Below are 12,061 nucleotides of genomic sequence, written 5' to 3' on the forward strand. Positions count from 1 at the left end.
AGAAGAGCATGACGCGGCAGATGGTACTGGTCGGCTTCCTCCAGGCGCAGAACTGCTCGAATTTGCCGAGCTCGTGGCGGCATCCGGACTCGCGCGACGATTCGATGTCGGCGGACTATTATCAGGAGATCGCCAAGATCCTCGAAGCCGGCAAGTTCCACATGGCGTTCTTCGACGATCGGCTGGCGATGCCCGACCGTTACGGCAACGATCATGCCCATACCGTCGAATACGGCATCCGCTGCGTGAAGATGGATCCGCTGATCGTGCTGACCACGATGGGCATGGTCACCGACAAGCTCGGCCTCGGCGCCACTTGCTCGACCACCTACTACGAGCCGTTCGACGTTGCGCGCCGCTTCGCAACCCTCGATTTGATGTCCGGCGGACGCGCGGGCTGGAACGTCGTGACCTCGCTCAATGACGGCGAGGCCCTCAACATGGGCCGCGACTCCCATCCCGAACATGATTCGCGCTACGACCGCGCCGACGAATTCATGGAGGTCGTGCTCGGGCATTGGGACACCTGGGAAGACGGCGCGCTCATCATGGACAAGAAGAGCGGCCGCTTTGCCGATCCGGCCAAGGTGAAGCGGCTCGATCACAAGGGCGCGGCCTTCAAGTCCCGCGGACCCTTCACCGTGCCGCGCTCGGACCAGGGCCATCCCGTCATCATCCAGGCCGGCGCATCCGGCCGCGGCCAGCGCTTTGCCGGCCATTGGGGCGAGGTGATCTTCACGGCTGCGCGCAATCTCGCCGGTGCCAAGGAAGGTTATGCCGCCGTCCGAAACGAGGCAGCCAAGGCTGGCCGCGATCCCGATCAGATGCGCCTTTGCAATTTGACGACGCCGGTCTGCGCCGCGACCAAGGCCGAGGCTGAGGACAAGATGGCGCTGATCAACAAGCTGCCGCTCGAGATCGACGCGCTGTCGCTGCTGGCTGAAGCGCTCAATTACGATTTCGCCTCCAAGGACCTCGACGAGCCGTTGACGACGGACGATCTGAAGAGCATGCAGGGTATTCTGGGCCTCCGCGACGGCGTGCTGAAGAATTCCGGCAAGAGCAATCCGAGCGCGCGCGACTTCGTCACCTTCTCGGGCCGCGGCCAGGTCCACGACGCCATGGTCGGCGGTCCCAAGGAGATCGCGGACAGACTGGAAGAGATGTTCGTCGAGCGTGGCTGCGACGGCTTTGTCATCGCCGCGACCTATGTGCCCGGCTCCTATGCGGACTTCGTGCAACACGTCGTGCCGGAGCTGCAACGGCGCGGCTTGTTCCAGAAGGAGTATCGGGGCAAGACACTCCGCGAAAATCTCGGGCTGAAGCGGCCCACGGCCGGCGCCCGGAAGGTGCAGCCGCGCGATGCCGCGGAATAACAACGAGGACAGAGCATGCGCTGGCTGAAATTCACTGCCTCGGACAAGACCTCCTGGGGAATTGTCGAGGGCGACCAGGTGATCGCGGTCGACGGCGATCCCTTTGGCGAATGGCAGCGCACCTCGCGCACGCATCCGCTGGCGCAGGTTCGGATCGAGCTGCCGCTGATCCCGCGCACCTTCTATTGCGTCGGCTTGAACTATCTGAAGCACCTGAAGGAAGCCGCCGACAAGCGCGGCGAGGTGCCGGCCGTCCCTGATAGACCCGAGATCGGCTACCGCGCCCAGAACGCGCTGATCGCGCATGACGAGGACGTCGTGATCCCGTCCTTTGCGACGGACAAGATCCACTATGAAGGCGAGCTCGTCGTCGTGATCGGCAAGAAGGTGAAGCATCTCACCAAGCAAAATGCGATGGATTGCGTGTTCGGCTACACCATCGGCAACGACGTCAGCGAACGCAGCTGGCAGAAGGCCGATCGCAGCCTGTGGCGCTCGAAGAACGCCGACACGTTCAAGCCGATGGGCCCGTGGATCGAAACCGAGGCCAATCTGGCGAAAATGGAAACCGTCGTCCGGGTCAACGGCAAGGAGACCAACCGCTTCTACACCAACGACATGATCTTCGGCGTGGTGCCGTTCCTGGTCGAGCTGACGAAGTACTTCACGCTGTGGCCCGGCGACGTGATCTGGATGGGCACGGACGGCGCCTCGCCTGACATCGGGCACGGCGACGTGGTGGAGATCGACATCACCGGCGTGGGGACATTGCGGAACAGGTTTGTGCGGGAGCAGCGGTAGTCCTCATCCTGAGGAGCCGTAGGGTGGGCAAAGCGAAGCGTGCCCACCGCATTCGTAATGGAGGCGAGATGGCGGGCACGGCGCAAGCGCGCCTTTGCCCACCCTACGGCACCACGGCACTTCCCACGCAATCAAAACGGCAGCGCCACACTCGTCTTGATCTCCTTCAGCACCACGTTGCTGCGGACGTAGCGGATGCCGGGAATGCGGAACATGAACTCGTCGAGGAATCTGTTGTAGGCCGCCATGTCCTGCACGACGACGCGCAAATGATAGTCGGCGTCGCCCGTGGTCGCGAAACACTCCAGCACTTCGCGCCGCGTGGTCACCCGCGCGACGAACTCGTCGACGAATTTGGCATCGTGCCGCTCCAGCGAGACATGCAGGATGGCCGACATCGCAAAGCCCGCCTGCTCGCGCGCGATCAGCGCGGCATAGCCCTGGATGACGCCGGCCTCCTCCAGCGCACGCACCCGGCGCCAGCACGCCGAGGTGGACATGCCGACCTCGTCGGCGAGCTGCTGGTTGGTGGCGCGGCCGTCCGTCTGGAGATGGGCGAGAATCCGCGCGTCCTGCTCTTCAATCATGGAAGCCCCCGATTCGGTAACTTCTACCGAATTATGCCATGCTCCGCAAAATTTTACCGAATTATCGATCAAGACAGGGTGAATAGGCAAGACCTACCAGCCTCCCCGGCATACCCTCCCGTCATCCGGCAGGATGCCGCACGAGGTCCGCCATGGACGCCGTTCCATCACTCGACAGCTACGAGCTCTCAGACCGCTACGATCGCGAAGAGGGCCGTGTCTTCCTCACTGGCACGCAGGCCATCGTCCGCATTGCGCTCGATCAGGCGCGGCGCGACCGCGCCGCCGGGCTGAACACCGCCGGCTTCATCTCCGGCTATCGTGGCTCGCCGCTCGGCGGCGTCGATCTCGAGCTCTGGCGCATCCAGGAGCGGCTCAAGCGGGATCGCATCGAATTTCTCCCCGCGGTGAACGAGGACCTCGCGGCAACCGCGGTGCTCGGCTCGCAGCAGGTCGAGACGCAGGCAGATCGCGAAGTCGATGGCGTGTTCGGGCTCTGGTACGGCAAGGGCCCAGGCGTCGATCGCTCCGGCGACGCCCTCAAGCACGGCAACGCCTACGGCTCTTCCCCGCATGGCGGCGTGCTGGTCGTCGCCGGCGACGACCATGGCTGCGTCTCCTCCTCGATGCCGCACCAGTCCGATGTCGCCTTCATGAGCTGGTTCATGCCGACGCTGCACCCCGCAAGCGTCAGCGAATATCTCGAGTTCGGCGAATACGGCTACGCGCTGAGCCGCTTCTCCGGCATGTGGGTCGGCTTCAAGGCGATCTCGGAAATCGTGGAGTCAGGTGCATCCGTCGCGCTGCACCCGCCGCGCGCCTTCCAGACGCCTGACTTCACGCCGCCGCCGGGCGGACTGCACTATCGCTGGCCCGACCTGCCGGGCCCCCAGATCGAGGAGCGGCTGGAGGCGAAGAAGCACGCGGTTTACGCCTTTGCAAAAGCCAATCCGATCGATCGCCACATCTACGATATTCCCAATGCCACTTACGGCATCGTCACGACGGGCAAGGCGCATCTCGACCTGATGGAGGCCCTGCGGTTGATGGGCCTCGATGAAGCGGCCTGCCGCGACATCGGCATCGACGTCTACAAGGTCGGCATGGTCTGGCCGCTGGCGCTGCATGACGCGATGGACTTCGTGAAGGGCAAGCGCGAGATCCTCGTCGTCGAGGAAAAGCGCGGCATCATCGAGAGCCAGTTCAAGGAATATTTTTACGACTATCCAGGCTCAAAGCCCGAGCGCATGGTCGGCAAGCACGACGAGCGAGGGGCGCGGCTGATCTCCTGGATCGGCGAATTGTCGCCGCGTGCGCTTGCTGGCGTGCTCGCACGCCGGCTCGACCCGATGTTCCCAGGCCTCAATCTCGCCGCGCGCGCGGCCGCCTTGATGCCCGAGGCCGCGCGCACGATCAACGTCAGCGGTGCGACGCGCACGCCGTATTTCTGCTCCGGATGTCCGCACAACACGTCGACGAAGGTGCCGGAAGGCTCCAAGGCGCTGGCCGGCATCGGCTGCCATTTCATGGCGAGCTGGATGGACCGCGAGACCTCCTCGCTGATCCAGATGGGCGGCGAAGGCGTCAACTGGGCGGCGTCGTCACGCTTCACCGGCCACAAGCACGTGTTCCAGAATCTCGGCGAAGGCACCTACTACCACTCCGGCTCGATGGCGATCCGGCAGGCGATCGCCGCCAGGGCCAACATCACCTACAAGATCCTGTTCAACGATGCCGTGGCGATGACCGGCGGCCAGCCGGTCGACGGTTCCATCAGCGTGCATGCCATCGCCCACAGCGTTCGCGCCGAAGGCGTGGGACGCATCGCGCTGGTGTCGGACGATCCCGCGCAATTCTTGCCGGCAGACCTGCCGATCGGTGTGACGATCCATCCGCGCGAGGAGATGGACGCCGTGCAGCGCGAGCTGCGAGACATTTCCGGCGTCTCCGTCCTGATTTATCAGCAGACCTGCGCCACCGAGAAGCGTCGCCGGCGCAAACGCGGACAGATGGCCGACCCAAAGCGCTTTGCCTATATCAACGATCTCGTTTGCGAAGGCTGCGGCGACTGCTCGGTCGAATCCAACTGCCTCAGCGTCGAGCCAAGGGAGACGCCGTTCGGTCGCAAGCGCCAGATCAACCTCTCGTCCTGCAACAAGGATTTTTCCTGCCTCAACGGCTTCTGCCCGAGCTTTGTCACCGTCGAAGGCGCGACGCGCCGGAAGAAGAGTGCGAGCGAGATCGACGTAGTCGGTCGCGCGGCTACGCTTCCCCTGCCCGCTCCCGCCACGCTCGATCGTCCCTACGATTTGCTCGTGACCGGCGTCGGCGGCACCGGCGTGATCACGGTCGGCGCGCTGATCGGCATGGCCGCGCATCTCGAGCGGCGTGGCGTCTCCGTGCTGGATTTCACCGGCTTTGCACAGAAATTTGGTCCCGTGCTGAGCTTCATCCGCCTTGCATCAAGTCCGGACGAGCTGCATCAGGTCCGCATCGACCAGGGCGCGGCCGACGCGCTGATCGGCTGCGACCTCGTCGTCAGTTCCTCACCTAAGGCGTCCGGCACCTATCGCCGCGGCATGCGCGCCGCGGTCAACACCGCGGAGATGCCGACCGGCGACGTCGTCCGCTTCCGCGACGCCGATCTCGCCTCGCCTGCCCGCCTGCGCGCGATCCGACAAGTCATTGGCAACGACAATCTCGACACCATCAACGCCAACGCGCTCGCCGAGCGGCTGCTCGGCGATGCAGTCTATGCCAACATCATCATGCTCGGTTTCGCCTGGCAACGCGGGCTTATTCCTGTCGCGCTGCCGGCGCTGCTGCGCGCGATCGAGCTCAACGGCGTCGCGGTCGAACGCAACAAGCAGGCCTTTGCCTGGGGCCGAATCGCCGCGGCCGATCCGGAGTTTTTGCCGGGGAGTGACGAAGCGCCCGAAGCCGAGACGCTCGATCAGATCATCGATCGCCGCGCCGATTTCCTCGCCGCCTATCAAGACGCCGCCTATGCGACGCGCTATCGGGCGACCGTCGCGAGGGTCCGCCAGGCCGAAGCCGCTCTGAGCAGTGAGGTGCTGACCGACGCGGTCGCGCGCGCCCTGTTCAAGCTGATGGCCTACAAGGACGAATACGAGGTGGCGCGTCTGCACATGCAGAGCGGTTTCCTCGGCGAGCTGAAGCGCGAGTTCGAGGACGGTTTTCGCGTCCAATATCACCTCGCGCCGCCGTTCCTGCCGTCAAAACCCGACGCACGCGGCCGTCCGCGCAAGCGCGCTTTCGGCCAGTGGATCCAGATGCCGCTCGCCATGCTGGCGCGGTTGAAGGGATTGCGCGGAACGCCGTTCGATCCGTTCGGCTACACGAATGAGCGGCGCACTGAACGGGGATTGATCGCCTGGTATGAAGGCCTGATCGAACGCATGCTCGGCCAGCTCGACGCAGCGCATCTACCCGACCTCGTTGCCGTCGCAAAGGCGCCGATGGATATCCGCGGCTACGGACCCGTGAAGGACACCGCGATCGCCAAGGTGAAGCCCGAGGTCGAGCGGCTGCTCACGAATTTGACGACGTCGGTAACGCAAAAGATGCACGCCCACGGTTGACGCGGCACCAGTGAGGCCTCAGCCTCCGGACTTTAGGCGGCCCCCTGTTGGCGCCCCTGCAATCGGATGACGCATCATGGATTTGGACCAGTTGACCCTGAGGCAGGCCGTCGCCGACCTGCGCGCCGGGAAAGTCACGAGTACCGCACTCACGACGGAAGCACTGAGCCGCGCCAAAGCCCATGCCGAGCTCAATGCCTTCGTCACCCTGGACGAAGCGGGCGCCCTGAAAGCCGCTGCCGCATTCGACGCGACGGGCGACAGGACAAAGCCGCTCGGCGGCGTGCCCATCGTGATCAAGGACAACATCGAGGTCGCGGGACTGCCCTGTAGCGCCGGCACACCGGCACTGAAGGACTACGTTCCGAAGGCCGACGCGCCCGTAGTCGCGAAGCTGCGGGCTGCAGGCGTCGTCATCATCGGCAAGACCAGCATGCACGAGCTCGCCTTCGGCATCTCCGGCTACAACACCGCGTTCAAGACCGGCGCGGAGTTCGGCGTGCGCAATGCCTATGACCGCACGCTGATCGCCGGCGGCTCCTCGTCTGGGACGGGCGCCGCGCTCGGCGCGCGGATCGTCGCGGGCGGGCTCGGAACCGACACCGGCGGATCGGTCCGTGTCCCCGCCGCGCTGAACGGATGCGCCGCGTTACGCCCGACGGTCGGGCGCTATCCGCAAGAGGGTATCGCGCCGATCTCGCACACCCGCGACACCGCGGGGCCCATGGCCGCGACGATGGCGGATGTCGCGCTGCTCGATCGCGTGATCGCAGGCGGCGACGCGATTGCGCCGGCTGATCTGAAGCAGGTACGGATCGGCATCACGAGATCGATGCTGACCAATCTCGACGCCGATACGGACGCCGCGTTCCACGCGGCGATCGCAAAAGCGAAGGCGCAGGGCGTCATGGTCGTCGAGATCGAGATGCCTGAGCTCGCCGAGCTCAATGGCCAGGTCAGCTTTCCCGTCGCGCTGTATGAGGCCTATGACGACATGGTCGCCTATCTCAAGCACACCGGGACCGGCCTCAGCATCGAGGCGCTGGCTGAGAAGATCTCCAGCGCCGACGTGAAAGGCATCTATGACGGCATGGTGATCCCGCGCAAACTGCCCGGCCCCGACAACGCGCTGTTCGACGCGAGGCCGATCTATGACGCCGCGATCAAGACCGCGCGCCCGGCGCTTCAGGCGCTCTACAGCAATACGTTTGCCGCCAACAAGCTCGACGCCGTCGCCTTCCCGACCACGCCGCGCGTTGCAATTGCCTCCAACCCGGAGTCCAGCAGCCTCGAGAATTTCGGCCTGATCATCCAGAACACCGATCCCGGCAGCAATGCCGGCATTCCCGGCGTCCAGATTCCGATCGCGCTTGGCGCGACAAGCAAATTGCCGATCGGGCTTGAGTTGGATGGTCCTGCGGGAAGCGATCGCCGCTTGCTCGCGATCGGCGTGGCGCTCGACAGCGTGTTCGGACGACTGCCCGCACCGCGTTGACGCTCTCGTAGGGTGGGCAAAGCGAAGCGTGCCCACCACCTTTCGCTATCATTGATGGGTGGCGGGCACGGCGCTTCGCGCCTTTGCCCACCCTACGGCTCTGCCGCTTGACGCGAACATATATCTATCTCCTCACCCTGAGGAGCTAGCGAAGCAAGCGTCTCGAAGGGCGAGGCCACTGGCCTTCATCCTTCGAGACGCGCGTTCCGCGCTCTCAGGATGAGGAACGACGACGTCTCACGCATACGGATTGATCAGCTTCTGCTGCTCGGCGCTGTGCTGGACGAGCATGTCGATGAAGGTCCTGACCTTCGCCGACAGATGATGCCGATGCGGATAGACCGCGTTCATCGACATCTCGACCGGCCGGTACTCCGGCAGGAGGCGCACCAGCCGGCCCGCATCGAGGTCATCACCCACCAGAAAGCCGGCCGCAAGACTGATGCCGGCGCCCTGCAACGCTGCCTCGCGCAGGGCTTCGCCGCTGTTGGTGACGAGATTGCCGGAGACGCGCACCGAGGCCGGCGTGCCCTTGCGATCGAAGAAGCGCCACTCGTCGAAGGGATAGTTGATGTGGCGCACGCAATTGTGCCCGGCGAGTTCCTCGAGCGTCTGCACGCGCCCATGCGCCTCGATATAGCCGTGCGAGCAGCACAGCACGTGCCGCCAGGTCGCCAGGCTCCGCACGATCAGGCTGGAGTCCGGCGGCGCGACCATGCGCAGCGCGAGGTCAAAGCCCTCCTCGATCAGATCGACATTGGTCTCGCCCATGCGCAGATCGACCTTCACCTCCGGATAGGTCGCGAGGAATTCGGCCATTACGGGCGCGACGAACGGCACCATGTGGGTGGCGGTGTGAATGCGCAGCGTGCCGCGCGGCGTCGATTGCAGCGCGCCGGCGATGTCATCGGCCTGTTCGAGATCGGCGAGGATCTGCGTCGAGCGGTCGTAATAGGCCTTGCCGATTTCGGTGAGGCTGACTTTTCGCGTGGTGCGGTTGAGCAGCCGAACCCCGAGCCGGTCCTCCAGCGCCTGGACGTGGTTGCTCACCATGGTCGTGGACATGTTGAGCCGGCGGGCGGCGGCGGAGAAGCCGCCATTTTCGACCACCCGGACGAAGGCGGTGAGACTGGTGAAGCGGTCCATCGATCTGGCTCCGGATTATCCGCTATGGCTGGATAATGCTTCCATTTCTTCCGGGATTATCACAAGCGGGAAGACAGCGCATCTTGCCGACATCAACGGCGCACCGTTCGGATCGGGGCGGTTGGGAATTCCGAGGATGCCATGTCGAACGCTTCTTATGCTACTGAAACCAATCAGAAAATCAGCTTTCGTCCATCCTGGCAGGCGATCAAGCGGGCGGCCATCGGCTTGGCACTGGCCCTCGGAATCGCCGCGGCCGGCGACTTCGGCTACAACTACCTGAGCACCGGCCGTTACCTCGAATCCACCGACGACGCCTATGTGAAGGCGGATTCCACCATCATCGCCCCCAAGGTTTCCGGCTACATCGCGAAGGTGCTGGTTGGCGACAACGAGAAGGTCCGGGCCGGCCAGCTCCTCGCCAAGATCGACGACCGCGACTTCAAAGCCGCGCTCGGCCAGGCCCGCGCCGACGTCGCCGCCGGCGAAGCCTCGGTGCGCAACATCGACGCCCAGCTCGAGCTGCAGCAGCCGATCATCGAGCAGAGCACGGCCGACGTGGCCGCGGCCGACGCCAATCTGAAATTCGCCCAGGAGGAACGCGCCCGATACGACGACCTGATGAAGTCGGGCTCCGGCACGATCCAGCGTGCGCAACAGACCGATGCGGCGCTGCGCGCCAGCAACGCCCAATTGCAGCACGCCAAGTCGGGCCTGGTGGCCGCACAGCGCAAGGTCGATGTGCTCACCACCCAGCGCGCCCAGGCCACGGCGCAGCTCGACCGCGCCCGCGCGGTCGCACAGCAGGCAGAGCTGAACCTGTCCTACACCGAGATTACCGCACCGGTGGACGGCACGGTCGGCGCACGCTCATTACGCGTCGGCCAGTATGTGCAGGCCGGCACGCAATTGATGGCGGTGGTGCCGCTCGATGCGGTCTATGTCGTCGCGAACTTCAAGGAGACGCAGCTCACGCATGTGCGTGCGGGCCAGCCGGTCGAGCTGCAGGTCGACAGTTTTCGCAATCGCACGCTGCGCGGTCACGTCGACAGCCTTTCGCCGGCCAGCGGACTTGAATTCGCGCTGCTGCCACCCGATAACGCCACCGGAAATTTCACCAAGATCGTGCAACGCGTGCCGGTGAAGATCATGCTCGACGACCACAGCCTGACCGGCCTGCTCAGGCCCGGCATGTCGGCGGTGCCGACCATCGACACCAAGGCGACTGTGCTGGCCGAGCGCGAGACGGCCAAGCGCCTCGCCGACAACACACCCCGCCCGAACGGCGGCTGAGGCGAGGAAGACCGGCAGGATTATCAAGTCCTGCCGGACGATCCTTCCCACGCTTCCTCGATTATCGAAACCAACCGCCTAATGCATCCTGTCTCCATGACCGAGACGAGGCTTCCATGAGCACGCTCCAACCGACCGCCGACGCCGCCTCCGCTGCCAGCATTCCCGCCCCTGCTGCGCCCGCGACGCCGGCCGTTTCCGCAAAGACCTGGATCGCGGTGATCGGCGCGACTCTCGGCGCCTTCATGGCGGTGCTGAACATCCAGATCGTCAACGCTTCGCTCGCCGACATCCAGGGCGCGATCGGCGCCGGCATCGACGATGGCGGCTGGATCTCGACCTCCTATCTGATCGCCGAGATCGTGGTAATCCCGCTCTCCGGCTGGCTTGCGCAGGTGTTCTCGATCCGCATCTATCTGCTCACCAATGCGGTCCTGTTCCTGCTGCTGTCGGCGGCCTGCGCGCTGGCGCAGGACCTGCCGCAAATGATCGTGCTGCGCGCGGTGCAGGGCTTCACCGGCGGCGTGCTGATCCCGATGGCGTTCACGCTCATCATCACGCTGTTGCCTCGGGCGAAGCAGCCCGTCGGCCTTGCGCTGTTCGCGCTGTCGGCGACGTTCGCACCGGCGATCGGCCCGACCATCGGCGGCTATCTCACCGAGAATTTCGGCTGGCAGTACATCTTCTACGTCAACCTCGTGCCCGGCGCGATCATGGTCGGCATGCTCTGGTACGCGCTCGACGCCAAGCCCATGAAGCTTGCGCTGCTGCGCGAGGGCGATTGGGCCGGCATCATCACCATGGCGATCGGACTGTCGGCGCTTCAGACCGTGCTGGAGGAAGGTAACAAGGACGACTGGTTCGGCTCGCCTTTCATCGTCAAGCTGTCGGTCATCGCGGCCACCGCGCTGACCGCCTTCCTGATCATCGAGCTCACTGCGAAGAAGCCGCTGCTCAATTTGCGCCTGCTGGTGCGCCGCAATTTCGGTTTCGGCATGCTCGCGAACTTCCTGCTCGGTGTCGCGCTCTACGGCTCGGTGTTCATCCTGCCGCAATATCTGGCGCGCATCCAGGGCTACAATGCCGAGCAGATCGGCATGGTGCTGGCCTGGACCGGACTGCCGCAACTCGTGCTGATCCCGCTGGTGCCGCGCCTGATGCAGAAGTTCGACGCGCGGATCATCATCGGCGTCGGCTTCGTCCTGTTCGCGGCCTCGAACTTCCTGAACATTTATATGACCAACGATTACGCTGCCGACCAGCTGTTGTGGCCCAATGTCGTCCGTGCGATCGGCCAAGCGCTCGTGATGGCCCCGTTGTCGGCTGTGGCGACCGCCGGCATCGAAGCGGAGAATGCGGGCTCGGCCTCGGGCCTGTTCAACATGATGCGTAATCTCGGCGGCGCCGTCGGCATCGCCCTGCTCCAGACCCTGCTGACCAAGCGCGAGCAATATCACTCCAACGTGCTGATGCAGTCGGTCTCGGTGTTCGAGCAGGCGACGCGGACGCGGCTGGAGCAGCTCACCCAGTATTTCATCAATCACGGCGTGCTCGACCGCGCCGACGCCGCGCATCGCGCCTATGTCGCGATCGGCCACACCGTGCAGAAGCAGGCTTACATCTTCGCCTTCAGCGACACCTTCTATCTGCTCGGCATGGCACTGATCGTGGCCCTGATCGCCRTATTCTTCCTGAAGAAACCCGGCCAGACCTCGGCCGGTGGAGCTCACTGAGATCAACCCAAGAGACTAACTCAAGCAA

The 12,061-nt window shown here is 64.5% G+C and carries 8 protein-coding genes; 6 read left to right on the forward strand and 2 right to left on the reverse strand.

Translation table 11 applies throughout. The features are described from left to right. Nucleotides 1-8: 8 nt before the first annotated feature. A complete protein-coding gene (locus tag AC1DW2_RS20875; protein WP_477007088.1) occupies nt 9-1,376 on the forward strand; it encodes an LLM class flavin-dependent oxidoreductase in 1,368 nt (455 codons plus the stop codon). A gap of 15 nt (nt 1,377-1,391) precedes the next feature. Beyond that, nucleotides 1,392-2,177: a fumarylacetoacetate hydrolase family protein gene (locus AC1DW2_RS20880; RefSeq protein ID WP_166083575.1), complete on the forward strand. Its 786-nt coding sequence runs from the start codon at nt 1,392-1,394 to the stop codon at nt 2,175-2,177. Nucleotides 2,178-2,308: 131 nt separating this feature from the next. On the opposite strand, the gene AC1DW2_RS20885 is transcribed toward AC1DW2_RS20880, so the two are convergent. Beyond that, nucleotides 2,309-2,764: an Lrp/AsnC family transcriptional regulator gene (locus AC1DW2_RS20885; protein WP_014491864.1), complete on the reverse strand. Its 456-nt coding sequence runs from the start codon at nt 2,762-2,764 to the stop codon at nt 2,309-2,311. A 152-nt stretch (nt 2,765-2,916) separates the two neighbouring features. Here AC1DW2_RS20885 and AC1DW2_RS20890 point away from each other — a divergent pair, with 152 nt between their 5' ends. Beyond that, nucleotides 2,917-6,366, forward strand: coding sequence for an indolepyruvate ferredoxin oxidoreductase family protein (locus tag AC1DW2_RS20890; protein WP_477007089.1), 3,450 nt, complete (start codon nt 2,917-2,919; stop codon nt 6,364-6,366). A 76-nt stretch (nt 6,367-6,442) separates the two neighbouring features. After that, complete coding sequence (gene iaaH, locus AC1DW2_RS20895) at nt 6,443-7,861, forward strand: indoleacetamide hydrolase (protein WP_477007090.1); 1,419 nt, start codon at nt 6,443-6,445, stop codon at nt 7,859-7,861. Between the two features lie 237 nt (nt 7,862-8,098). Here the strand turns inward: iaaH and AC1DW2_RS20900 are convergent, their stop codons facing one another. Beyond that, nucleotides 8,099-9,007 carry a LysR family transcriptional regulator gene (locus AC1DW2_RS20900; RefSeq protein ID WP_071909470.1) on the reverse strand — a complete coding sequence of 303 codons (909 nt, stop codon included), beginning with the start codon at nt 9,005-9,007 and terminating at the stop codon, nt 8,099-8,101. A 141-nt stretch (nt 9,008-9,148) separates the two neighbouring features. On the opposite strand from AC1DW2_RS20900, the gene AC1DW2_RS20905 reads away from it, so the two are divergent. Continuing rightward, nucleotides 9,149-10,300 (forward strand): HlyD family secretion protein, encoded by a 1,152-nt coding sequence (locus AC1DW2_RS20905; protein ID WP_477007091.1) that lies wholly within the window; start codon nt 9,149-9,151, stop codon nt 10,298-10,300. Nucleotides 10,301-10,416: 116 nt separating this feature from the next. Further along, complete coding sequence (locus tag AC1DW2_RS20910) at nt 10,417-12,033, forward strand: MDR family MFS transporter (protein ID WP_477007092.1); 1,617 nt, start codon at nt 10,417-10,419, stop codon at nt 12,031-12,033. Nucleotides 12,034-12,061 lie beyond the last annotated feature (28 nt).

Source organism: Bradyrhizobium sp. P3_C3, from assembly GCF_056402655.1.

Coding starts and splice junctions, on each gene's coding strand:
- AC1DW2_RS20875 (WP_477007088.1), top strand. CDS start 9: ATGACGCGGCAGATGGTACTGGTCGGCTTCCTCCAGGCGCAGAACTGC.
- AC1DW2_RS20880 (WP_166083575.1), top strand. CDS start 1,392: ATGCGCTGGCTGAAATTCACTGCCTCGGACAAGACCTCCTGGGGAATT.
- AC1DW2_RS20885 (WP_014491864.1), bottom strand. CDS start 2,764: ATGATTGAAGAGCAGGACGCGCGGATTCTCGCCCATCTCCAGACGGAC.
- AC1DW2_RS20890 (WP_477007089.1), top strand. CDS start 2,917: ATGGACGCCGTTCCATCACTCGACAGCTACGAGCTCTCAGACCGCTAC.
- iaaH (WP_477007090.1), top strand. CDS start 6,443: ATGGATTTGGACCAGTTGACCCTGAGGCAGGCCGTCGCCGACCTGCGC.
- AC1DW2_RS20900 (WP_071909470.1), bottom strand. CDS start 9,007: ATGGACCGCTTCACCAGTCTCACCGCCTTCGTCCGGGTGGTCGAAAAT.
- AC1DW2_RS20905 (WP_477007091.1), top strand. CDS start 9,149: ATGTCGAACGCTTCTTATGCTACTGAAACCAATCAGAAAATCAGCTTT.